Source organism: Amycolatopsis thailandensis (assembly GCF_002234405.1).
GTDB lineage: Bacteria > Actinomycetota > Actinomycetes > Mycobacteriales > Pseudonocardiaceae > Amycolatopsis > Amycolatopsis thailandensis.
Map to the genome: position 1 here is coordinate 70264 of NZ_NMQT01000011.1, position 24120 is coordinate 94383.

Below are 24120 nucleotides of genomic sequence, written 5' to 3' on the forward strand. Positions count from 1 at the left end.
GCCACGACCAGCAGAAACAGCATCGCCGTCCGCGCAGCGACGGCGACTGCGACAGTTGCAAGCAGAAAACTCGGCACTCGACTCGACCTCCGGTTCAAGGGCATGCCCCGTAAAACCGAGAGGTCTCCTCCGCCGTGCGCCCCGTCGACCGACGGACCCCGGCAATCTCAGCTGCCATCGAGCCTACGTACAACGCGGCGACGGTGAAAAGGTTTGCCACGAGAAGTGGGGGAGTAGTCCCGTTTGCCTCCGGGACGGATGTAGTAGCCGCGTGTTCCCGGTGGGCGGGACGGGCCAGGAGTCGATCTTCCCCGGCGGACAGAGTTCTCTGAACCGAAGGGCATTTGACTGTTTGGCTCGACCTGCGCGCCGGTTTACTTGACCCGTGAGTAGGTCTGACCGCGCGCTGGGCGCGGTCGGCGTCCTGGGGCGTCGGAACGCGGGAGAGTCTGTATGCGAACGACCTTGTGCTGTGCGGACGATTCCCCCGCCGGGCGAAACCGGATCCGGAAGTAGCCCTCTTTCCTGAGCGAAGGCCGTGAATTGCACGGCTCGCACTTTTGTCTTCGCGTCACCGTCGAGTGTCGATTCCCGGATCAGCGTCGCGACCGGCGCCGATCGGATCTTTTCGCTGCGCTGATGCCGGCGATTCCGTGATTTTGGAGGACTTGTGTTACCTGCTCCTGCGCAGAGACGAAGAGTCTCCGTGGTTCTCGCTCTGTCCCTGATCGCGGGCCTGCTCCCCGCTCTGGTGTCCGCGGCGGCACCGGCGGTCGCCGCGGTGACCGATCTCCGAGTGGCCACCTGGAACATGCGTGGCAGTGTCAGCGGCGTCAACAAGTGGGGAAGCATCATTCCGGGAATGATGCGCGCGCACGGACTGCGCGTGATGGCACTGCAGGAACACTCGGACAACTGGGATAAATCGCTGGAGAACACCGGCGCGAAAGTCACCGACGTCGAAGGAAACGGTGCTGCCGACGACGGTACCGGTGACTTGACCACCTCGGCCGATCCCGACGATCAGTACGCCGACTCGCCTCGCGGGTGCATGGACGACTTCACCTCCGACAAGTACAAGACCAGCGAGTTCGGCAAGACCCGGTACGCGCACCTCAAGATCGAGTTCCCCGCGCCGCACAGCGACACGTTCCATGTGTACCTGCTGAAGACCAAGAGCAGCGAGCGGACGCTGGCGATGATCTCCGATCAGCCGGCCAGCGCGTGCCGGATCCAGCCCGCCTTGGTCGAGCCGAGGAAACTGGACGAGGACGCCAAGAAGTACCCCGAGCTCAAGACGCGCGGCGATTGGCGGCTGATGTTCGCCGCCAAGCCCCTGTTCGGCTTGAAGTTCGGCGACACTTGGGTCTACAACCTGCACGCGGAGTCCAAGGGCGACAAAGAGAACGACGTGGACAAGTTGGTCGCCCCGGTCTCCACGCGGCTCGGTGAGCGCTACGCCGTCGTCGGGGACTACAACCGGGAAATGGAAACCCTCGTCCTCGGGGATCTCGACGAGAACGGGAACCGCCTCGACCCGGATCTCCCGTTGGACCCCGGTGAGGCAGCGGTCGGCTCGACGAAGAACACCTTCAAGGTGGGCAGGGAACAACGCAGCAAGTACGACTACATGATCGCCAACGGTTTCCCCGCCACCACTCCGCATATGCCTTCCCCCGAGCGGGACAGGCAGGAGTACACCGGATTCCGCCAGAGCTACATCACCTCGACGGACTCGGATCACTACCCGGTCGTGTTCCGCAAGGAGACCGACAAGGCCCTCCGCAAAGCCGGAGAGGACAAGTGTCTCCCTGTACCCGCCTCGAACCTCCGGGTGGCGGGCGACGACTACTCGTGCTCGCTGAGGTCCCCGGCGATCGTGTCCATGGGGGACTCGTACATCTCCGGTGAGGCAGGACGCTGGGCGGGCAACGCGAACACCCCGGAGAAGGACTCGGTCTGGGGGACCGACCGGGGGATGAGCGCCTATGTGGACAACACCGGCTACCAGAGTGGCAACAAATGCGACCGGTCCGATGTCGCCGAGATCAAGGGTGCCGACGTCGCCGGGGTGCCACCGGAACGACGGTTCAACCTGGCTTGTTCCGGGGCGCTGACCCAGCATGTCCTCGCGGAGACCTTCAAGGGTGAGAAACCGCAGATCCAGCAGTTGGAGAAGGTGGCGGCGGACAACGAGGTCAAGCTGATCACCGTCTCGGTCGGCGGCAACGATCTCGGCTTCTCGGACATCGTGACGACCTGCGCGACCAACTATCTCAACCCGGCCACCTCCGCGAGGTGCAACAAGACCCAGCAGGAGAAGCTGGACAAGGGGCTGCGGGAGACGCAGCCGAAGATCCACGCCACCCTGCAGAAGATCATCGACACCATGGCCGATCTCGGCTACCAGCGCGATTCCTACCGGCTGGTGCTGCAGTCCTATCCCGCGCCGATGCCGGTGGGCTCCCGGTTCCGCGAGAAGGAAGAGAACTATCAGCGATACACCAGGGATGGTTGCCCGTTCTACAACGACGACGCGACCTGGGCGCACGACAAGGTGATCCCCGCCATCGGCGGGATGCTCCGCGGCGCGGCCTCCTCGGTCGGCGCGGACTTCCTGGACCTGCGGGACGCGTTCGACGGCCACGAACTGTGCGCGGACAGGGCGAGCCAGGCGGCAGCGGGGAACAGCGCCGCGAATCCGCTGCCCGCGGAGAAGGCGGAATGGGTGCGCTGGGTGCCCGGTATCGACAAGCCGTGGCTGCCGCAGCCGAACTTCCAGGGTGCGGCGCAGGAGGCCATTCACCCGAACGCGTTCGGCCAGCGCGCGCTGAGTGCCTGCCTCACCCAGTTCGCCCGGACGCAAAAGGGCAGTTCTCTGAAGTGTGTCGGCACCCCGGGTAAGGGACCGGACAGTGTGCGCCTCGGCTCGATCACCGATCCCGGCCCGACACCGGGACGGCCGATCGACGCCGCGCTCACGCTGGACCACGACGACGTGTATGTGTTCCACGGTCCCGCGTACGCGAAGGTCGAGGGCAGCACCCATATCGACGGCGGTGTCAAGGGCATCTACGAAACCTGGCCCGCTCTCCGGGGGACCAGGTTCGCGAACAAGATCGACGGCGGCTTCGTCATCCCCGGCGAGAACCGGCAGGCGTACCTGTTCAGCGGTGACCAGTACCTCGTTCTCGGCCTGGGCGGGGACCGCGGCTCCGACTGGTTGCGCGAGGGCCCGGCGCCCATCGCGGAACGCTGGCCTTCGTTGCGTGGTACCGGTTTCGACACCGGGGTCGACGCCGCGTTCGCCGATGGCCAGTCCCTGGACACCGCCTACCTGATCAAGGGTGACAAGGTGGTGGACGTCCGGTTCGGCGGGTTCCCGCTCCAGACGGTGGCGGGCACCGTCCGCGGCACCGGCGAGATGTGGCACACGCTCAAGCAGGCCGATCCCGCCGGGACGACGTTCCGGAAGAAGGTCGACGCGGCCTTCGGTATCGGGATCCCGGGCGGCTGCCGCCGTCCGGTGCCCACTCAGTGGGCGTGCTCCTCGGGGTGGAGCGAGTTCGTCCTGATCAGCGACGGCAAGCTCGCCCGCTTCGGCAAACACGGGTACCAGGCTCAGCCGGGCAGCGAGACCCTGGAATCGGGGCCGAGTTCGGTGTGCGAGACGTGGCAGGTGCTCTGCGGCACGATCTTCGCGCCGAACACCCCGGCGAAGGGAGAGGACGGCAAGACTCCCGGGCAACTGGCCGACGCGCCGGTGAAGGACGGGCAGTCGGGCAAGCTGAAGTCGGCCACCGGACTGCTCGCCGCCCCGGGTTCGAACGCCGGGGCTCCGGTCACCGGCGCGGGCGCGACCACGTTCGCCGGTGACGACAAGAGCTGGGCGTTCCACGACGCGGGCAACGGCAACTGGCTGATCGAAACCCAGGCCACGAACTCGGGCAACCCGGACGGCAAGGACCTGCTGCTGGACACCTCGGCGTCGCACGGGGCGAACCTGGTCGACTACGTGCCGGGTGGTGCGTACCAGGGGTGGATGTTCCGCCCCGCCGGTTCCGGTTGGTACAACCTGATGGACAACACCGATGGCACCTGTCTCACCGCGGGCAACGCGGGGGCGGGGCTGGTCGCCGCGGAATGCGACGGCCGTGCGGCACAGCGGTGGCAGCCGGCGGAGCTGAGTGCCGTTCTGCCACCGACGAAGCAGCCCACCGAGGCGCTGGTCTCGAGTGACGGTTTCGCCGTCGACCTCGACTTCGGCGACCGCACCCCGGGCACGAAGATCCAGGCACGCAAACCCAAACCCTGGTGGCCGCAGCCCCAGCAATGGCTCCTGCGGGAACAGGGCACGGGGAGCTGGGTGATCGAGACCGGCTACGGCGGCTCGAAGGTGCTCGGCAGGGGACCGGACGACCAGACACAACTGGTCGCCTATTCCGAAGGCGCCGCCGGTCAGCGGTGGTCGCTGGCCGACGCCGGCGGAGGCTGGTTGAAGCTGGCCAACGGCGCGGGCGGCTGCCTGACCTCGGCCGCGGTCGGTGAAGCACTGCGGATCTCGGCATGCACGGGATCGGCCCAGCAGAAATGGCGCCGGGTGCCGGACGCCACGCAGGTCCGGTAACTCCACGCCTGACTACGGACAAGGACTATGCGAATGCGTAACGACAACACGTCATCACGCGCCGGGTACGCGTGGCCCGCGAGATTCGGGCTGGGGGCCGCGAAAGCCGTCATCGGGACGCTCGCCGGTCTCGGGGCGACCTGGCTCGGCTTGCTGATCGCGGCCACCGGCTCCGGGTTCGACGCCTCGGCGGCCGACCAGCTTCGCCGCGGGGCGGGGGGAGTGTTCACCGCCTTCGGCGCGGGGCTCGGCGCTCCGGTCGACTGGCGGTTCGCGGGCACCGGCTGGACGGGGCGGATCTGGCCGGTCGAACTGCTGGGCCAGGCCTCGCCTTTGCTGTGGGTGCTGCTCGGACCCGCGGCGGCTCTGCTGGTCACGGCATTCCTCGCCCGGTGGCGCGGCTGCGGTCTCGCCGGCGTGCTCGGCATCGGCCTCGGCTACGTCGTCACGGTCGGCGGTGGCCTGCTGCTCGTCGACACCTTGAACACGACCGGCGGACCGGCGTTGCTGACCCTGAGCACGCCGTGGCTGGTGGCGGCGGGGTTCACGGGTGCCTGGGTGCTGGTGATCGCGGTTCTGGGCAAGCTCTGCGCGATCGCGGTCACCCGGATCCCGCAGGCGGGGCCGCGGCACAGGTTCGCCGTGCTCGCGATGGTGATCGCGCTCGTGGCGAGCACGACGGTGGCGGCGGGCGGCAGACCGGCGATGGGCGGCTACCCGTCCGCGACCGCGGCCGCCATCGACCGGTTGCGCCAGGAATCGGGCAGCGACTTCCTGCTGGCCATGGACACCCAGCTCGACGTGCCGTCCCTGATCGGGGTCAACAGTTCCTTGAGGAGCGGAACCGGCGGCTGGCTGACGGACCACGCCGCCCTGTTCGGCCTGCCCGACCCGGCCCGGCAGCTCCGGCAGGTCCAGGAGGACACCGACCGGCTGGGCCAGAAGCACATCCGCTACCAGCAGACGGTGGACGGCGTCCCGGTGCACAACGCCGTGGTCATCATGCACCTGAACACCGGTGGCGAAAGCGTGCGAGCGATCAGCAGCAGTGCCCGGCCCGATCTCACCCCGGTGTCCACCACCCCGGACGTCGGCGCGGACAAGGCGCTCGCGGTCGCCCGCAAGGCCTTGCCCCAAGGCAAACTGATCGCGCCGATCCAGCTGTTCGTCCGGGGTGAGCGTCCGGCGAAGGACAGGAAGACCGACACCAGGCTGGTGTGGCGAGTGTGGCTGTCCGACCCGTCGAGCAACACCTCGAACGACTATTACGTCGACGCGCACAACGGTCACCTGCGGTGGTCTGATAACAAGTTCGAGACCGGCCGCGACATCAAGGTCCTCGACGACCAGCACCAGGGGACCGACAGCGAGGAGGCGCCGAACCCGGAGACGGTATGGGCGGGCGGCCACCACGTCGGGCCGAACGACGTGCTCGACGCGGACAAGGCCTACGACTGGACCGGCGCCACCTACACCTACTACCGGGACAAGTTCGGCCGTGACGGGATCGACGGCAAGGGAATGACCATCCTCTCGCACGTCCGCCACGCGGTCGACTGGGTCAACGCGGGCTGGGGCGGGGACGCGATGTACTTCGGCGACAACATGGTGACCCCGGACGTGACGGGCCACGAGCTCACCCACGGCGTCATCCAGTACACCGCCAATCTCGACTACCTCGGATCACCCGGCGCGCTCAACGAAAGCTATGCCGACATCTTCGGCAAGATGGTGCAACGGCACGCGACCGGGAAAGTCGTCACCACCGACTGGACGATCGGGGCCGGATCCGCGGCGGGCGTCATCCGGAACATGGCCGATCCGAACAACGGCAACGACGGGAACGACGAAACCAAGTTCTGGCAACCGGATCACATGGACGAGTACGTGTACACCTGCATGGACAACGGGGGTGTGCACTACAACAGCGGGATCGCCAACCGCGCCTACGTCATCATGGCTCAGGCCATCGGCGAGGACCGGGCCGAGCAGATCGCCTTCCGCGCGCTGACCACCTACCTCGTCCCCACCTCGGCGTTCTTCAGCGCCGCGCAGGCCACCGTGCTGGCGGCCCGGGACCTGTACGGGCAGAACACACCGGAAACCCTGGCGGCACAACAATCCTGGCAACAGGTCGGCGTGCTCGGCCGGGAGCACGAGTATGTGTTCCTGCTGTGCATCTGCTTCATCCCGATCATCATCAGCGACACCGACATGGACCAGTTCCCCGACATCGACGTCCCCGCCGACGACATCCTCGCGGGGGCCGGGCACGTCCGCGACCTGATGCAGCGCAACGCCAGTCCCGCTCTGACGCACTACGGGCGGGTGATCATGGACACCGGGAAAGACATCATGGACATCTTCAACAAGGACAGGGCACTGCGCGATCAATTCATCAGGACGATGACCACCCTTTCACCGGCCCTCGTCTCCGTGCTGACCGATGAAGGCGACACTGTCGTCGTCACCAAACAGATGGTCGACCAGAGCAACGCGCTCTTCGACGCCATGGTCGCCTACGGCACCGAGAACGAACGGCCCGACGTTGTGAAAACCGTCACCGAGGAACGCGCCGACGTCACCCCGGCCCTGATCGGCAAGACCGCGAACCAGGCGATGGACGAACTGGACAAGCACACGCGATAGCCACTCCGCGGACGCGTCGGACTACTGCGCGAAACCCGGCATCACTCGTACGCGTACGAGTGATGCCGGGCCTATCTCAGGACATCCCGGAGCGTTCGATAATGGTCTTAGCCGACTCCGCCTCCGTCAGCGCGATCACCGTCACCTGAGCCCACACGAACAGCGTCTCCGGCAGCCGGCGCGGGTCGACCGCGGCAGGGTTACCGGGCCACGTGCGGAGTCAGCAGATCGTTGAGCCAGGGTAGGACCGCGGACCGCGGATCGACCGATCGGGGCAGGAGTCCGTTGGCTGCCAGCAGTTCCGCCGCGTGGTGTTGTTCGGCGAGGAATTCTTCGGTCACCGGGTTGAGTCCGAACGGACGGCCGCGCAGGGCGTGTTCCCACCGATCGAGGTCCGACGGCGAGGTCGTTCCCGCGTCTTCGGCGAAGTAGCGTGCGGCTTCCCGGGGATCGGCCGTGATCCAAGCGTCGGACTCTTGCAGCGAGCGGACGATTTCGGTGAGTTCGTCGCGATGGTTCTCGGCGAAGTCGCGCCGGGTGAACCACAGTGAGGGGTGGCTGAAGAGGCCTTCGGTGTCGATCAGGGTCCGGACCGGACCCTCCTGTTCGACCGCGGCCAAAGCCGGATAGGCCCCGACCCAGGCGTCGAGGTCGCCGGACCGGAACGCGGACGGCCCGTCGTGCACCGAGGTGTCGACCGGTTCGATGTCGGACCAGGACAGCCCGGCTCGCTCCAAGGCGAACAACAGGAGCGTGGTCTGCCAGGACCCGTGCGCGATGCCGACGCGACGACCCCGGAGGTCGGCGACGGACCGGACCGGCGACTCCGGCTTGACCACCAGCCTGCCGTTTTCCACCCGTGGGCCGGAGATACCGACATAGACGAGATCACGACCGTGGGCGAGGCCGGTCACGGGCGGAGTGAAGCCGGTGCCGATGAAGTCGTACCCGCCCGGTTCGAACAGCCAGTCCGAGTGCAGGGTCGGCAGCGCGGTCTTCGGGTCGACCGGCGGTTTCGCGGGCAGGGTACGGAGGTCGACCCATTCGACGCCGGGCAGCCGGCGCTCCAGGATGCCGCGGTGGCGGAGGACGAACAGCGAATTGTTGTGGGGGAAGAAACCGACTCGAACGGTCATGGGTGTGCGCTCCTCAGTGTTCGGGGATCAGGCCGAGGCGGCGTGCCTCGTCGACGAGACCGCTGCGGCTCCACTGCGCGACCAGGTTGGTCGGATCGAACTCGACCGATCCGCCCAATCCCTCGGCGATCGCCTGGAACTGCGCGCCTTCTTCGAGCAGCACGATGAACTTCGCGGTTTCCAGCAGGCCGTCGCGGCCGAGGACGTTGACGCCGCCGTTGGCCTCGAAGATCGCGACCAGATGCGGGTCCTCTCGCAATCGTTCCAGGATGAACTCGCTCGCGGGCCGGCTGCGGTCGATGTGCGGCGGGATCTCCCGCGACAGGGTGAGGCGCTGGGACGCGGCGTAGCGGATCGGCAGGGTGCGGTGGGTCTGTGCCCAGCCACCGAGCCAGGGCGTGTGGACGTGCACCACTGTCGTGATTTCCGGGTGCTCGCGGAAGACCTTGCTGTAGCCGCCGATGAAACCGGCGCGTCCGCTCCCGGACAGCACGGTGCCGTCGAACGTGGCGATCACGGGTTCCACTTCGCGGTCGTCGGCCCAGGGACCGGGTTCGTTGAGGGCCACGGCGATCTCTTCGCCGGGAACCCGCTCCACGAAGTTCACGGTGCCGTTCGCCGAGGTGGTGCCGGTTTCCCGAAACACCCGGAACGCCCTTTCGGCGTCCCGGCGGGCGTTCTCGACGAACTCGGTGATACTCGAATCGAGTGTGCTGGTCAACATTCCTCCTGATCAGGCGACAGACGCGGGGGCGTGCAGGGCGGTGGGCCGGGTGAAGCGGGAACGGCCGAGCAGGGGGAGTACCTCTTCCCCGACGCGGTAGGCCTCCTCCAGATGCGGGTTGCCGGCGAGGATGAACGCGTCGACGCCGAGGTCGAGCAGCTGGTCGAGGCGTTCGGCGACCTGCTCGTAGCTGCCGACGAGGCCGAACGCGGGGCCGCCGCGCAGCAGGGAGAACCCGGCCCAGACGTTCGGCTGGACCTCGACGTCGCGGTACCCGGTGATGGTGGACGGCACCCAGCCTTTGATCCGGCCCGCGCCGACGGAGTCGCCTTGTGCCTGCCGGTTGGCGATCTCCGGGTCGACGTGGCGCCAGCCCTTCTCGATCTCGGCCCACGCGGCCTCCTCGGTGTGCCGGGCGAGGATGTCGATGCGCACGGCGAACTTCGGGGTTCGACCGAGTTTCGCGGCGTGCTCCCGGACGCCGTCGAACTTCCGCCCGAGGTCGGCGAACGGCTCCAGCCACGACAGGTAGTAGTCGGCATGCAGTCCCGCCGCGTTCACCGCCGCCCCCGACGATCCGGAGAAGTAGATCTCCGGGAAGGGTTCGCCGACGAGGTGCTCGGGCAGCGCGGCACCACGGGTGGTGAAGAACCGGCCGTCGAAGTCGTACGGTTCGCCCCGCCACACTCCTTTGAGGACGTGGAGGAACTCCGATGTCCGGGCGTAGCGGTCGTCGTGGTCGACCTTGTCGCCCCACCACAGCTGTGCGGGCCCGCCACCGCCGGAGATGATGTTGTAGACGAGGCGGCCGCCGGTGGCGCGTTGCAGGCTCGCCGACATGCGTGCGGCCTGCAGCGGATGCAGGAACCCCGGCTGGAACGCGACCATGAAACGGTAGGTGGTGGTCTCCCTGGCGAGTGCGGCCGACAACGCCCACGGGTCTTCGGTGCCGGGGAAGGAGGGCAGCAACCCGCCCAGGAAGCCGGCCGCTTCCGACGCCTTGGCCACAGCCGCGGCGTGGTCGATGTAGGCGTATCCGTCGGGTTCACCGTCGCGCAGGGCCGGTGTGATGTTGCCGGGGCCGAGCCCGCCCCAGTCGCCGCGGTTGCGGATCTTCGGAGTGCGCAGCGAGGCGTGGTCGCCGCCCATGCCGATGCGCCAGTAGACGTCCACGGTCATGCGCTCGCTCCTGTCGGTGTCCGGCCCGCCGGGTCGGCGAGATGAAGGAGGTGTTCTCCCGCCCGGTGGATTTCTTCGATACCGGGGTGTCCACTGAGGACGAAGGTGGTGATGCCGGAGCGCTCGTACTCGGCCAACCGCGCCGCCACTTCCCGGTAGCCGCCGACCAGCCCGACCGGAGTGCGGTGCCCGATCCGGTCGAAGCCGTCGAACGTCGTCCCGTCCGGCGCGCGGGAGCGGACGTCGTGTTCGGTGGCGGCCGGGTCGATCTCGCGCCAGAGACGCAGCACCCGGGCCCAGGCCTCGTGTTCGTCTTCTCTGGCGATGATCGGGAGCACCAGCCCGGCCCGGACCGTCCGGCCATGGCTCTCGGCGGCGGTGTGGAGCGCGCGGACACTCGAAGTCAGGTCCGAGGTGGACGCCGGGAAGAGGTGCACGTCGCCGTGGGCGGCCGACAGGGCGATCACCTCCGGTGACGTCCCGGAGAGGTGCACCACCGGGAACGGTCGGCCGTCGGCCGCTTCGTCGAAGCCGCCTGACCGCACGTGGTAGTAGCCGCCGTCGTGGTCGAACTCCCCGCCGTCGAACCCGCCCGGTGAAGCGCCGCGCCCGGACCAGGCACCGCGCGCGACGGTGAGGAATTCGGCGGCGCGTTCGTACCGCTCGGTGCGGCCGAGGCGGTCACCCCGTCGGCGGTCGTCCTCGGGGTCGGTGTCGACCCGCACCAGCCAGTCGAGCCTGTCGGCGCCGAGGCGCTGCAACGTCAACGACATCTTCGCCGCGTACACCGGGGTGGCGAAGGACGGCGTGAACTCCACGGTCACCCGGGCGTGCCGGGTGTGGCGCAGCGCGCCGCCCGCCACGATCCACGACTCCTCGCCACGGGGGTCGTAGGGCGCCACCACACCGTCCAAACCGGACAGTTCAGCGGCATCGATCACTTGGTGCAGATGCTCGAAGCCGGCGCGCTGCCACAGGTTCGGGTCCGCGCGGCGGCCGTCGCCGCGGGTGGGCAGCTCCCACAGGAACCGGGTCATGCCGCCCGCTCTCCGGCGACCAGTGCCTTCGCCTGCTCCAGGGGTTCGTGCGCCACCCACGAGCCGAGATCGAAGTCGGCGGCTAGAAAGCCGTGGGTGTAGAGGAACTGCTTCTGGACCCCGAGCAGTTCGATCCGCTCGGCGGACAGCTCCGGATGCAGGGTGCGATGGAACTCCTCGCCGTAGGCCGCGACGACGCCCTCCGGCCCGGAGAACGTCTCGTGGGCGAGCACGGCGCGGACCTCGTCGAGGTGGCCTGCCGCCCAGTCCGCGGCACGCAGGCTCGCCGCGAGGAAGCCCACCACTGCCTCGGGCCGGTGCTCCAGAAGGTCGGCGTGCACGGTGATGGGCCGGGGCGTGCCGTTGTTGACCCGGCCCCGCCGGGTGGTGGCGGTGTCGAGATCGACCGCGACCCGCAGTCCCTGTTCCCGCGCCACTTCGGCCGCCCGGGCACCCTTGACGTAGATCGCGTCGACGTCACCGGCCAGCAGTTCGGCCACACCCCAGGTGGTCCCTCGGGTGGCGCGGCCATGGACCTGGGGATCACGGTTCACGTCGACCTCGGTCACCGTGACGTCGGCGAGGGTGCGGCTCGCCAGGCGCAGGGCGTTCGCGAACCCGTGCAGCGCCATCGCCCTCGGGAAGCTGCGGGCCTGATCCGCGGCCCACGCCGGGATGCCGATCCGCGCGCCGGCGAGACCGGCGGCGTCCGTGACAGGGGAGTCGCCGGCGACGAGGATGGCCTGTGCCTCGTCGATCCAGGTCAGCCCGATGAGCCGGGTGGGCGAGCCCTGGGCGCGGGCGGCGAGGGCGGGGACGTTGCCGCCTTCGCGGATCAGCCCGCGCAGCCGGTGGTCGTAGTGGTGGACGGCGATCTCGGGTGCGGCGTCCTGAAGGATCGACAAGGGAAGACCGTGGTCGGCCGCGTTGTCGGAGAGCCAGCCGAGGCTGTGGGCGAGACCGCTGGCCGTGGGTACCGGGCAGCGGGTGTACCAGAGCTGGTCGATGGTCTGCTCAGTCGCGATGGTCATGGGTGTCCTCCGAGGGGGTCGGGGCGCCGCCGACGCCGAGTTCGGCGAGGAAGGCGGCGCGGTAGTCGAGTGCCGCGGGGTCGGTGCGGTGACGGGGGCGGGGCAGATCCACGACGACGTCGTGCCCGAACCGTCCTTTGTGGAGGACCAGCACCCGGTCGGCGAGCCGGATCGCCTCGTCGACGTCGTGGGTCACGAGCAGGACGGCGGGCCGGTGACGGGCCACGAGGTCGCCGACGAGATCCTGCATGCGCAACCGGGTCAGCGCGTCGAGGGCGGCGAACGGCTCGTCGAGCAACAGCAGTTCCGGCTCGCGCACCAGCGCCCTGGCGAGCGCGACACGTTGCGCCTCACCGCCGGACAGCGTCGCGGGCCAGGCACGGTGCTTGTCCGCGAGATTCACCTCGGCGAGCGCGCGGCGTCCGTTGTCCTTGGTCTGCTTGCCGTGCGGCTGACCGATGACCACATTGGACAGTACGCGTTTGGACGGGATCAGCCGTGGTTCCTGGTAGACGACGGTCCGTTTCCGGGGAACCAGGATCTCTCCGGTGTCCGGACGTTCGAGCCCGAGTAGCAGCCGCAGGAGGGTGGTCTTGCCGGTTCCGCTGGGGCCGAGCAGTACGACGAACTCGCCTCGCCTGATCGCCAGATCGACCCCGTCCAGCACGGTCTTGTCGCCGAAGCTCTTGCTCACACCCGACAACGACACCGCGAGTTCGGTGGTGGTGGCCGTCATCGCGCCGCCACCCCCGCCCGCCACGGCATCGCGAACCGTTCCAGTACCCGGACCGCCGCGTCGAACACCAGGCCCAGCACGGCGTAAAGCACCACGCACAGCACCATGTAGTCGGTGCGGTTGTACTCCTGGGCCAGGCTGACCAGATAGCCGATGCCTTCGCGGGTGCCGACCTGCTCGGCCGCGATGAGCCCGGTGACGCTGATCGACAGGCAGATCCGCAGGGCCATCAGGACGGCGGGAAGCGCGGAAGGAAGGATGGTCCCGAACACCAGCCGCGGCCCGCGCACCCCGAAACTCCTGGCCGCTTCGAGCATCTTCCGGTCGACGTTGCGGACGCCGAGGTAGGTGTAGGCGTACATCGGTGCGATGGTGGCGACCGCGATCAGCAGCACCTTGAACGTCTCGTCGATGCCGAACCACGCGATGAACAGCGGCACGAGCGCGAGGAACGGGATGGCGCGGTTGATCTGCATGGTCGCGTCGATCAGTTCTTCGCCGAGTGCGGAAAGTCCGGCCAGGACACCGAAAAGGAGTCCGGACGCGACGCCGAGGGCGACTCCGGCCGCCGCGCGTCGCAGGGAGGCGAGGGTGAAGTCCACCAGCTGACCGGTCCGGAACAGTTCGACGAACGCGTTCCACACCTTCGGCGGTCCGGGCAGCACCTGCTCGGAGATCCCGCCCGTGGCCGTGCCGATCCACCACAGGGCGACGAGCAGCAGCGGAACGGCGAAGCGTAAGGGGATCGACGACCAGCGCCGCTGTCGCCGGTGCCCCTGGTATTCGGGCCGGACGAGGTCCGGTGGTTCGGTGTCTACCGGTCCGGGCGCGGTGACGACGCTCATTTCGCCGCCTTCTGGTGCTCGGCGAGCTTGGCGGGCAGGTCGTAGACGACGTCCGCCGCGGTGATCTTCCGCTGGGTCACCTTGTTCGCCGAGAACAGGTCCGCGACCGATTCGAGGTCGCGCAGATCCTTCTCACCGGGGTACCGGGGAACCGTGGCCTGTCCGCCCAGTGCCAGCGCACGCCGCAGCCGATCGCCCGACAGTGCGCGGGGGCCGGACTTGTCGAAGACGTTTTCGAAGGCCGCCGGGTTTTCCCGTTGCTGCCGGGTCAACTGCTGCAGCGTCTCCAGGTACTTGGCGGCGACGTCCGGCCGCGAGTCCAGCACGTCGGTGCGGAACGCGACGATCGTGTTGTCGACCGAACCGATGCTTTCCTCGGTGGCGATCTCCACGCCGCCGTTCGCTTTCGCCTCCTGGTAAGGCTCGTTGAACGACGCCCACGCGTCGATCTGGCCGGTGGCGAACGCCGAGGTCGCGTCCGCTTGCTGCAACGGCACTCGTTCGACCTGGTCGACGGGCACGCCGGCCTGAGCCAGTGCCAGCAGCGTGATGTACTCGCCCTTTCCCGCCGGGTTCACCGCGATCCGCTTGCCCGCCAGGTCACGGACCGACTTGATGCCGGACTTCGGCGTGGCCAGGATGCCGTTCTGGTCCTTGCCGACCGGGTCGGCGACGGCGACGATCCGGACGCCGACGTCCTTGGACAGTGCGCCGATCACAGGGCTGTACGCGCCACCGGAGACGTCGAGTTGCTTGGTGTTGAACAGTTTCAGGTTCGAGCTGAAGCCCGGCGTGCTGGGCACCCATTCGACGCGGGCACCCAGCGGTGCCAGTGCCTTGTCGAACGTCCCGTCCCGTTTGCCGACCGCGAGGGGCCCGGCGTTGCCGGGATCGGTGACCTTGAGTGTGAAGGTGCCGCCGGTGTCCGGGCCGGCGCCGGCACACGCGGTGGTCAGCGCGAGAAGGGCGATGAGTGCGAGCGTGAGTCTGGAATTCCGGCTGCGGGGCATGGAGGTGACTCCTGGGGAGAGGGGACCCGGTTCGGATGGCCCGGTCGAGATGGGCGCAACGCTAACCACGCCGCATCAGGGGATCCAGGTGTTCCACAGAATGGAAAACACGGGCGGCCCGTCTGCCACAGAGGGTGTGAATGAGGAAAGTCCTACCACTATTTGGAATACTGTTACGCTGAGCCGCATGGCGCGAGAAGGTGGTGACGGCGTCCAGACCGTGGCGAGGGCGCTGGCGGTCCTCGGGTGTTTTCGAGGTGGCGGCGAGCTGGGGATCACCGAGCTCTCCCGCCGGGTGGAGCTTCCGGCCAGTACGACCCATCGCCTGGTGACGGCGCTCATCGGCGCCGGTTTCCTGGAGAAGAGCCCGACGTCGAACCGGTACCGGATCGGGGGCGCTCTCGCGGAGTACGGGCAGATCGCCTACCGGCAGCACCGGATCTATCTGGTCGAGCCCCACCTCGAACAGCTCGCGACCACCACCGGGGCGTCCGCGTCGATCGCGGTCCGGCACGGCAACGACATGGTGCTGCTGGGCACCAGCCGCTGGCGGGAGGCGGACGGGCACGAGCTCCAGGGGCTCCGGATCCCGCTCCACGCGAGCGCGCTGGGCAGGGCACTGCTCGCGTGGTCCGACGTGTCGGAGGAGGAGTTGGCGCGACTTCCGTTCACCGACGGAACCGAACGCGCTCCCACGGATCCGGCCGGGCTGGCCAAGGAACTCGCCCTGACCCGCGAACGCGGATGGGCCTTCAACGACGAGGAACTGGCCGCCGGTTTCCGCACGATCGGCCTTCCGCTGCGCGACGGGGAAGGCCGTACTCGGTTCGCTCTCGGATTGCGCGGCACGACGGCTCTGATGATCCCCGAACGATTGCCCTTCTTCGTGGACCTGGCCAAAGTCACGGCCGACGAGATCGCCGCGGTGCTTTTCGAGAGCTGACCGGGAGCCTCAGCCGGGGCGGGTATCCAGCTCAAGAGGGCGGGTGAGCCACGGTCAGCCGAACCGGACCTCGGGGATCGCCGTCATCAGCCGTTCCCATTCGGGATACCGGGCGAGCTTGCCTTCGTAGACAGCGGAGATCTTCGCGCCCAGGTCCGGATCGGGGTCGTCGGTCACGGCGACCCCGACGTGCAGTTTGGCGTAGTGCGGGAGGATCTCCGTGTCCCCGGCCAGATGGACCGGGTCGTACATGTAGCGCTCGAATGCGTCGAGGTCGGCGAGACCGAAGGAATAGCCGTGGGTGTAGCCCTCGGCCGGATCGCCGAGAAGCCTGCCGACCGTCGAGTACGCCACCGACTCCACCTTGGCGGTCCGGCGGATCAATTCCAGGGCACGGGCCTTCTGCTTCTCGGTGCTTTCCTCGCGGAACGCGAAGCGCATGAACTGGACGATCAAGACTTCCTCCACTACTTTGAACCCATGAGTTCAAAGTAGCGAACGGGCGGGTTCAGGTGCAACACCGGATTTCGAAGCGGCAACGGATCTTGGACGTGGCCTTCGCGGTCTTCGCGCGCCGTGGGTACACCCGGGCTTCCGTCCAGGAGATCGCGGACGAGGCGAAAGTCGCGAAACCCACCGTCTACAACCATTTCGGTGATAAGGAGACGCTGTTTCGCGGCGCCATGGCGGCTGCCGCAGATGGCGTCGCCGCTGACTCGCTCGACGCCATCGAGCCGCTCCGTGACGCGGGGATCGACGTCCGAGCGGCCCTCGGAACCGCGGCTTCCCGGCTGCTGCGGATCTGCTCTGGTGAGCGTTCGCACGCGCTCCGGTCCCTGGCACACGCCGAACTGGCCACGTTCCCGGAGCTGGCGGTCGCGATGCAGGAACGCACGTCGGCGCATCTGATCGAGGCGCTGGCCGACCGGTTCGCTCACCTCGTCCTCTCGGGCGCTCTTCGCTCATGTGATCCGGCCAGGGCCGCCGAGCACTTCCTGGCACTGCTGATCGGGCCGCTGGAGTCACGCTCTCGCCTGGGGACGCGCACTCTTCCGGAGGATGAGCTCGACGCCATCGCGGAATCGGGCGTCGACACGTTCGTGCGCGCGTACGGTCCGTAGGCGAAACGCCGGGTTCGTCCAAAGAGGACTTCTCGGTGCCGGATAGCTCACAGTCCAGCTGGTGAGATGCCGGTGTCAGAGCTGGGTGGGACGGTTTTCTTTCTTTAGGGTCCCTGATCGTCACCCGATCAGATGAACCCGAGTAGGTGCTGTGCCCGATCCCTTGCTGCTGCCCGAAGGCATCCCGCCGACGGCGGCGCGTTCCCTGCCGTCCGCGGTGTGGCACGCGGTCCGGTCCAGTGGATGGACTCTCACCTGCGCGATCGTCGTGGTGCTGATCCTCGCCATGGCGGCCGCCGCGGACCTGCTCGTCCTCGTCGAGGGACAGAGCCTGACCCCGGACATCGCGAACCTCGGGCCGACCGGGCTGCCCGCCGGACCCCTGGGCGGGGTCAGCGGAGCCCACTGGTTCGGGGTGGAACCGTTGACCGGGATCGACCTGTTCGCACTGGTCGCCCACGGCGCCAGGACGTCATTGCTGGTCGGGCTCGGCGCGACGGTGCTGGCCACCGTGCTCGGGGTGTTGATCGGGGCCAGTGCCGGCTATCTCGGGGGCTGGTGGGATCGGGTGGTCACCTGGACCGCCGACGTGGTCCTGGGCTTTCCATACCTGATCTTCATGATCGCGCTTGGCGCGATGGCACCACCGGACTTCCCGCGGCTGCCCCTCCTGATCGTCGTACTGGGCGTCTTCGGCTGGCCCCGGGTCGCGCGGATCGTCCGCGCGCAGACCCTTTCGCTGAGCGGCCGCGATTTCGTGTCGGCGGCCAAGGTGATGGGCGGGGGACCCTGGCACGTCTTCACCCGAGAGCTGCTTCCGAACCTGTGGGCGCCGGTGATCGTCGTGGCGAGCTTGTCGATCCCGTCGATGATCGGCAGCGAGGCGGCGCTTTCCTTCCTGGGGGTCGGTGTCCTGCCGCCGACCCCCAGCTGGGGCCGGACGATCAGCGCCGCGATCGACTTCTTCGAGACCGACCCGCTGTACCTGGTGTTCCCGGGGCTGCTGCTGTTCGTGGTCACTTTGGCGTTCAACGTCGTCGGCGACGCGGTGCGCGACACGCTCGACCCGCGGTCGGGAGGCAGGCGCTGATGCGTGCCCTGCGTTTCGTGCTCGGCCGGTTCGCCGGCATGGTCCTCGTCCTGCTGATCGTCACCTTCGTGACGTTCGTGGTGTTCTACCTGCTGCCCGCCGACCCGGCGCGGATGGCCTGCGGTCGTCCCTGCTCCCCGGAAAGCCTCGCGCTGGCAAGGGAATTCATGGGGTACGACGCGCCGTGGTACCGGCAGTTCGCCGAATTCCTCGGCGGCATCTTCGCCGGGCGGACGTTCGGCACCGGCGTCACCGCGATCCAGTGCGGTGCCCCGTGTTTCGGTTACGACTTCCAGAACAACGTCGAGGTGCTGACGGAGATCGGCGAGCGGATCGAGGTGAGTTTCTCGGTGGCGCTCGGCGCCGCGGTGCTCTGGCTCGTCATCGGCGTCGGCCTCGGCGTGCTCTCGGCGCTGCGCCGGGGGAGCGCGGCCGACCGGATCACCATGGCGGTCGCGATGGCCGGGGTCTCCCTGCCCGCCTACCTCGCCGGGATGATCGGCATCACGATTTTCGCGTTCGCGCTGGATGTCGTGCCGAAGAACGGCTATGTGCCGATCGGCGAGGATCCGGTCCAATGGGCCTGGCACCTCGTCTTGCCCTGGCTCGTGCTGGCCTTCCTGCACGCCGCGATCTACGCGCGGCTGACGCGGAGCCAGATGCTGGAGACGCTCGGCGAGGACTTCATTCGCACCGCGCGGGCCAAGGGGCTCAGCGAGCGGAAGGTGGTCGGCAAGCACGCGCTGCGCAATGTGCTCCTGCCGGTGGTCACCGTGTTCGGTGTCGACCTCGGCGCCTTGCTCGCCGGGACCGTGATCACCGAACGGATCTTCGGGATGGCCGGGGTCGGCAGGCTGCTGGTCGACGGCATCGCCTCGATGAACCTGCCCGTGCTGCTAGGCGTGACCTTGTTCTCGGCGGTCCTCGTGACGGTCGTGAACTTCCTGGTCGACCTGTGCTATGGCGCGCTCGATCCGCGAGCCCGCCTGATCTGAAGGGGAAACGATGAAACGCAAGGCTTTGCTGAAGGCGGTGGCCGGGGTGGTCGCCGCCACGACGGTGCTGACCGCCTGCGGCGCCAACGACAAACCGGCGCAGACCGGGGGCGAGGTCAAACCCGGCGGCACCGTCCGGCTGCTGAACGACAGCGCCACCCAGCAGTACGACCCGGCCAAGAGCGGAAGCCTCGTGGTGACCGCGCTCGGCCTGGTGCACCGCAGATTGACCTCGTGGAAGGTCGCGCCAGGGCAGGACACCACGATCATCCCCGACCTCGCGACCGACACGGGCAGGCCCACCGAGGGCGGTAAGACCTGGACCTTCACGCTGAAGGACAACGTCAAGTACAACGACGGCTCCCCGATCAAGGCGCAGGACATCAAGTGGGGACTGGAGCGCACGTACGCGGCTGCGTTTTCCGGTGGACTGACCTATCACAAGGATCTGCTGTCCCCCGGGCTGGCGTACAAGGGCCCGTTCGAGGGCGGCAAGGAACTCGACTCGATCGAGACACCCGACGACAAGACCATCGTGTTCCATCTCGCCCGTCCTTACGGTGACTGGAACTGGATCGCGAGCACGCCCGCGTTCTCCCCGGTGCCCAAGGGAAAGGGACAAGAGGCGGACTACGGCAACCATCCGGTGGCGTCCGGTCCGTACGTGCTGGAGAAGTACGAGCGTGGCAAGGAGGCGAGGCTCGTCCGGAACCCGCACTGGGACCGGGCGACCGATGACACCCGCAAGGCCAACCCGGACACCATCGTCTTCCAGCTCGGCCAGGACACCAGCGTCATCTCGAAGCGGCTGATCGACGACAGCGGTGACGACCAGAGCGCGTTCAGCATCCCGTTCGCCTCTCCCGCGCAGCTGGCCCAGATCCAGGCGAACCCTTCGGCGAAGTCGCGGGTCGTCACCTCGGAATCGGGAGCGCTCGCGTACCTCACGCTGAACACCCAGCGCGGCAAACTGGTCGACCCCAAGGTGCGCCAGGCGTTCCAGTACGCGGTGGACAAGGCCGCGTACCAGGTCGCCAGTGCCGGAAACGCCCAGCTCGCCGGGGACATCGCGACCACACTGATCACCCCGGGCCTGCAGGGGCGCGAACAGTTCGACCTGTACCCGGCTCCGCCGAGCGGTGACCCGGAGAAGGCGAAGAAGCTGCTGGCCGAGGCAGGTCTGCCGAACGGTCTCGACGGCCTGGTCCTGGCCACCCGCAACGAGAACAGCTACCCGGAGAAGGCCGCGGCCATCCAGGCCGCGCTGGCCAGGGCGAACATCAAGATCACCATCAAGGCGCTCGACGAGGACACCTACACGTCCGAAGTGGACACCAAGGGGATCTCGGACTACGACCTGACGCTGACCTCGTGGCAGCCGGACATCCCGTCCGCCAACGCCAACATCCAGCCGCTGTTCCAGTCGACCGAGATCGGTAACGGCGGGGTCAACGAGTCGCGGTACGCCAATCCCGAGGTCGACCGGCTGATCACCGAGGCGCAGGCGACGCTGGATCCCGCCGAAGCGGGGAAGAAGTGGGCGGCGCTGGACAAGAAGATCCTCGGTGACTCGCCGGTGGTGCCGCTGATCTACACGCGGAACTCGTTCCTGCACGGATCGAAGTTCGGCAACGTCGTGATCGGGCGGTTCCCGGCGTATCCGGACTATCGCCAGTTCGGGCTGATCCAGTGACGGGGGCCTCGCCGTCCGGTGGGCAGGCGGAGCCGGACGGCGAGGCCGCCCTGCTGGCCTTAAGTGACGTCAGTGTCTCTTTTGGACAGACCAGGGCGGCGCGCTCGGTGTCCTGGTCGGTCTCGGCAGGGGAAGTCGTCGCGGTGGTCGGCGAATCAGGCTCGGGCAAGTCGGTCACCGCGTTGTCCCTGCTCGGATTGCTGTCGCCGGACGCGGAGGTCTCCGGCCAGGCGCTGCTGTCCGGCCGCGATCTCTACACGCTGACGCCGGACGAACTGCGCGCCGTCCGGGGCAACGAGATCGGCATGGTGTTTCAGGAACCGATGAGCGCGCTGAATCCGGTGTTCCCCATCGGAGACCAACTGATCGAAGCGATCCGAACTCATCAGGACCTGACACCGAAGGCCGCCCGGCGGCGGGCGATCGAACTGCTCGGCCTGGTGGGACTGCCCGCTCCCGAGCAACGGTTCGGGTCGTATCCGCACGAGCTGTCAGGCGGTCAGCTGCAGCGGATCGTGATCGCCATGGCGGTCGCCAACGAACCGAAACTGCTGATCGCCGACGAACCGACCACGGCGCTCGACGTCACCGTGCAGGCCGAGATCCTCGAACTGCTGCGGGATCTGCGCGACCGGCTCGGCACGGCGATCCTGCTCATCACCCACGACATGGGCGTGGTCGCCGACATCGCCGACCGGGTCGTGGTGATGTACGACGGCGGCGTCGTGGAGCAGGACGCCGTGGAAGCGGTGTTCACCTCGCCACGTGAGGACTACACCCGCCGCCTGCTCGGCTCGGTGGTCTCGCTCGGTGCCGCGGCGACGGAAGGAGTCGAGCGGGTGCTCGTGGCGGAGCCGGTCGTGTCCGCCCGTCATCACGCCGCGACCGACCATCCCGCCACCCGGTCGGTGCCGGACGCCCCGGCGGAAGCACCGTTGCTGGTGGTGGAAGACCTGTCCGTCACCTATCGCGGCCGCTTCCGGGCGATGGCGGTCCGGGCGGCGGACGGGGTGAGCCTCCACGTCGAACCCGGTGAGATCCTCGGTCTGGTCGGGGAATCGGGGTCGGGGAAGAGCACCGTGGCCGGTGCGGTCACGGGATTGATCCCGCCCACCTCGGGCTCGGTCCGGATCGGTGGGACCGACATCGCGCGGACGAAGGGCAAGACCGCCAAGGCGCTGCGCCGCCGGATCGGCGTGGTCTTCCAGGATCCGTTGTCCTCGCTCAATCCCCGGATCACCGTGGGGGAGAGTGTGGCAACACCGATCCGGCTGCATCGCACGCATCGCGGGACCGAGGTGGACGAGCGGGTCGCCGGGCTCTTCGAGTCGGTGCGGCTTTCCCCCGATCTGCGCGGTCGCTATCCGCACCAGCTGTCCGGCGGACAGCGGCAGCGCGTGTGTGTCGCCAGAGCGCTGGCTCTCGATCCGGACCTGCTGGTGGCCGACGAGCCGACCAGCGCACTCGACGTCACCATCCAGGCCCGGATCCTCGATCTCCTGCGGACCTTGCAGGACGAACTCGGTTTCGCCTGCCTGTTCATCAGCCACGACCTCGCCGTCGTCGAGCGGCTCGCCGACCGGGTCGCGGTGATGCATCGCGGCCACGTAGTGGAGCAAGGTCCGACGAAGGAGGTGCTCACCGATCCGGTGCATCCCTATACCCGCCGCCTGCTGTCGGCCGCGCCGGTCGCCGACCCCGCGGCACAACGGCGGCGGCGTGAAGCCTGGCGACGGCTCCGGGCAGGCGATCCTCTCCCGCCGGGCAGAAGTTCTTTGCACGCTTAGGGCTTGAGCATTTCGAAGGCAGGCTCGCCCCGACCACGGACGCGGTCGCCGACCTCACCGGGCGCCCGCCCCGAACCTTCGACGACTTCCTTTGCGAGGACGCCGATCAACATCGTGAGGTCAGGTGACCATCCCGGCGCGCCCAGGGGGTGACCGCGATGTGGGAACACCTTTTCCGGCTCCGGGGGACGCTTAGTCTGCGAGTGTGACGACGTTCGAGGCAGCCGAAGGGGCCACCGCCCTGCCACTGATCGACATCTCGCGCTTTCGTGATCCGGCCGCGGACCGTGAGGAGTTCCTGGCCGGGTTGCGCCGCGCCGCGCACGAGGTCGGCTTCTTCTATGTGGTCGGCCACGGCGTGCCGGAGCGGCTGACTACCGGGATTTTCCAGACGGCCAAGGACTTCTTCGCGTTGCCGGCCGAAGACCGGCTGGCGATCGAGAACATCCACTCCCCGCAGTTCCGCGGCTACACGCGGACCGGTCACGAATACACCGGTGGTAAGCCCGATTGGCGGGAGCAGATCGACATCGGCCCGGAACGCGCGCCCGTGCCACCGGGCGGCCCCGCCTGGCAGCGGCTCATCGGTCCCAACCAATGGCCCGAGGGCCTCCCAGGCCTGCGGGAGACGACGCTGGCCTGGCAGGCGGAGGCGTTGCGGGTCAGCCGCGAAGTCCTGCGCGCGCTCGCCGCCGCGCTAGGGCAGGACGAAGGCTACTTCGACGCCTGGTTCGACGACGAGGCCGCCACCCACGTCAAGATCATCCGCTATCCCGGCCGTCCCACGGCCGAGCAGGAGCAGGGCGTCGGCGCGCACAAGGACTACGGCTACCTCGCCCTGTTGCAGCAGGACGAGATCGGCGGCCTGCAAGTCCAGTCCGCCGACGGCGGCTGGATCGACGCCACCCCGATCCCGGGCAGCTTCGTGTTCAACATCGGCGAAATGCTGGAGATCGCGACGCAGGGCTACCTGAAGGCGACACGTCACCGCGTGGTCAGCCCGCCCGCCGGCGTGGAGCGGTTCTCGGTGCCGTTCTTCCTCGGCCCGCGCTTGGACGCCGTCGTCGAACCCTTGCGGCTGCCACCGGAACTGGCCGCGGAGGCCAGCGGGGTCAGCCAGGACGCGGACAATCCGCTGCACGCGGCGTTCGGCGAGAACGCGCTCGTCGGCTGGCTGCGTTCGCATCCGAAGGTCGCCGAGCGCTGGTGGAGCGACGTCCTGGTGGAACGTGGATGACCTCCCGGCCCTTTCAGAAACCCGGCAGATCCACGCAGGCGCTCGCCCGGATCCCGCGACCGGCGCCCGGGCGACGCCGCTGTACCAGAGCACGTCGTTCACCTTGACCGACGCGCGTCACGCTACGTCCACATTCTGGGCACGACCACGAATCCGGACGGCTGGTGGACTACTCGGCAGATCCGGAACCTCGTGATGGATTCGGGCTGGCCAGTTCGCGTCCTCGTTCGACGCCGTCCTGGCCGACGTCGGCATGGAGGCGTTAAGGATTCCTCCGCGT

Annotated in this window: 18 protein-coding genes and 1 pseudogene; 10 read left to right on the forward strand and 9 right to left on the reverse strand. The window is 68.2% G+C overall.

The features are described from left to right. Nucleotides 1-706 precede the first annotated feature (706 nt). Both CFP71_RS02755 and CFP71_RS02760 read left to right on the forward strand, forming a co-directional pair. Complete coding sequence (locus CFP71_RS02755) at nt 707-4627, forward strand: GDSL-type esterase/lipase family protein (protein WP_093932242.1); 3921 nt, start codon at nt 707-709, stop codon at nt 4625-4627. 33 nt (nt 4628-4660) lie between these two features. Beyond that, nucleotides 4661-7276, forward strand: a complete 2616-nt coding sequence (locus CFP71_RS02760) for a M4 family metallopeptidase (RefSeq protein WP_167405975.1) — start codon at nt 4661-4663, stop codon at nt 7274-7276. 200 nt (nt 7277-7476) lie between these two features. Here the strand turns inward: CFP71_RS02760 and CFP71_RS02765 are convergent, their stop codons facing one another. From CFP71_RS02765 to CFP71_RS02800, 8 genes are read right to left on the reverse strand one after another with little or no spacing between them, the layout of a single operon-like run. Beyond that, nucleotides 7477-8412, reverse strand: a complete 936-nt coding sequence (locus CFP71_RS02765) for an ABC transporter substrate-binding protein (protein ID WP_093932244.1) — start codon at nt 8410-8412, stop codon at nt 7477-7479. 13 nt (nt 8413-8425) lie between these two features. Further along, nucleotides 8426-9133 (reverse strand): class II aldolase/adducin family protein, encoded by a 708-nt coding sequence (locus tag CFP71_RS02770; RefSeq protein ID WP_208635862.1) that lies wholly within the window; start codon nt 9131-9133, stop codon nt 8426-8428. Nucleotides 9134-9145: 12 nt separating this feature from the next. After that, the gene (locus CFP71_RS02775) at nt 9146-10315 is read right to left on the reverse strand and encodes an LLM class flavin-dependent oxidoreductase (protein WP_093932246.1); all 1170 of its coding nucleotides are present in this window, start codon (nt 10313-10315) and stop codon (nt 9146-9148) included. Then, nucleotides 10312-11352, reverse strand: a complete 1041-nt coding sequence (locus CFP71_RS02780) for an LLM class flavin-dependent oxidoreductase (protein ID WP_093932247.1) — start codon at nt 11350-11352, stop codon at nt 10312-10314. Before CFP71_RS02780 ends, CFP71_RS02775 begins: the two co-directional genes overlap by 4 nt. Further along, nucleotides 11349-12383: an ABC transporter substrate-binding protein gene (locus CFP71_RS02785; RefSeq protein WP_093932248.1), complete on the reverse strand. Its 1035-nt coding sequence runs from the start codon at nt 12381-12383 to the stop codon at nt 11349-11351. The genes CFP71_RS02780 and CFP71_RS02785 overlap by 4 nt, the downstream gene beginning before the upstream one ends. Next, on the reverse strand, nt 12367-13119 hold the full coding sequence (locus tag CFP71_RS02790; RefSeq protein ID WP_093932281.1) for an ABC transporter ATP-binding protein: 753 nt from the start codon (nt 13117-13119) through the stop codon (nt 12367-12369). The genes CFP71_RS02785 and CFP71_RS02790 overlap by 17 nt, the downstream gene beginning before the upstream one ends. Beyond that, nucleotides 13116-13964: an ABC transporter permease gene (locus tag CFP71_RS02795; RefSeq protein ID WP_093932249.1), complete on the reverse strand. Its 849-nt coding sequence runs from the start codon at nt 13962-13964 to the stop codon at nt 13116-13118. The genes CFP71_RS02790 and CFP71_RS02795 overlap by 4 nt, the downstream gene beginning before the upstream one ends. Beyond that, a complete protein-coding gene (locus tag CFP71_RS02800; RefSeq protein ID WP_093932250.1) occupies nt 13961-14974 on the reverse strand; it encodes an NrtA/SsuA/CpmA family ABC transporter substrate-binding protein in 1014 nt (337 codons plus the stop codon). Before CFP71_RS02800 ends, CFP71_RS02795 begins: the two co-directional genes overlap by 4 nt. Before the next feature lie 187 nt (nt 14975-15161). Between CFP71_RS02800 and CFP71_RS02805 the strand changes: the two genes are divergently transcribed. Next, on the forward strand, nt 15162-15917 hold the full coding sequence (locus tag CFP71_RS02805; RefSeq protein ID WP_093932251.1) for an IclR family transcriptional regulator: 756 nt from the start codon (nt 15162-15164) through the stop codon (nt 15915-15917). Between the two features lie 54 nt (nt 15918-15971). On the opposite strand, the gene CFP71_RS02810 is transcribed toward CFP71_RS02805, so the two are convergent. Next, a complete protein-coding gene (locus tag CFP71_RS02810; RefSeq protein WP_093932282.1) occupies nt 15972-16373 on the reverse strand; it encodes a Dabb family protein in 402 nt (133 codons plus the stop codon). A 95-nt stretch (nt 16374-16468) separates the two neighbouring features. On the opposite strand from CFP71_RS02810, the gene CFP71_RS02815 reads away from it, so the two are divergent. The 7 genes and pseudogenes from CFP71_RS02815 to CFP71_RS45565 form a co-directional block, all read left to right on the forward strand. After that, a complete protein-coding gene (locus tag CFP71_RS02815; protein WP_244199538.1) occupies nt 16469-17038 on the forward strand; it encodes a TetR/AcrR family transcriptional regulator in 570 nt (189 codons plus the stop codon). Between the two features lie 151 nt (nt 17039-17189). Then, nucleotides 17190-18128: an ABC transporter permease gene (locus CFP71_RS02820; protein ID WP_093932253.1), complete on the forward strand. Its 939-nt coding sequence runs from the start codon at nt 17190-17192 to the stop codon at nt 18126-18128. Continuing rightward, entirely contained in the window at nt 18128-19123 is a 996-nt protein-coding gene (locus CFP71_RS02825) for an ABC transporter permease (protein WP_093932254.1), read from the forward strand. The genes CFP71_RS02820 and CFP71_RS02825 overlap by 1 nt, the downstream gene beginning before the upstream one ends. A gap of 10 nt (nt 19124-19133) precedes the next feature. Further along, nucleotides 19134-20816 (forward strand): ABC transporter substrate-binding protein, encoded by a 1683-nt coding sequence (locus CFP71_RS02830; RefSeq protein WP_093932255.1) that lies wholly within the window; start codon nt 19134-19136, stop codon nt 20814-20816. After that, a complete protein-coding gene (locus CFP71_RS02835) occupies nt 20813-22603 on the forward strand; it encodes an ABC transporter ATP-binding protein (protein ID WP_093932256.1) in 1791 nt (596 codons plus the stop codon). The genes CFP71_RS02830 and CFP71_RS02835 overlap by 4 nt, the downstream gene beginning before the upstream one ends. 205 nt (nt 22604-22808) lie before the next feature. After that, the gene (locus CFP71_RS02840; RefSeq protein ID WP_167405976.1) at nt 22809-23840 is read left to right on the forward strand and encodes an isopenicillin N synthase family dioxygenase; all 1032 of its coding nucleotides are present in this window, start codon (nt 22809-22811) and stop codon (nt 23838-23840) included. Beyond that, nucleotides 23833-23976 (forward strand): annotated as a pseudogene (locus CFP71_RS45565) (O-acetyl-L-homoserine sulfhydrolase); the annotation flags it as partial. The gene CFP71_RS02840 and the pseudogene CFP71_RS45565, both read left to right, overlap by 8 nt. Between the last annotated feature and the right edge of the window lie 144 nt (nt 23977-24120).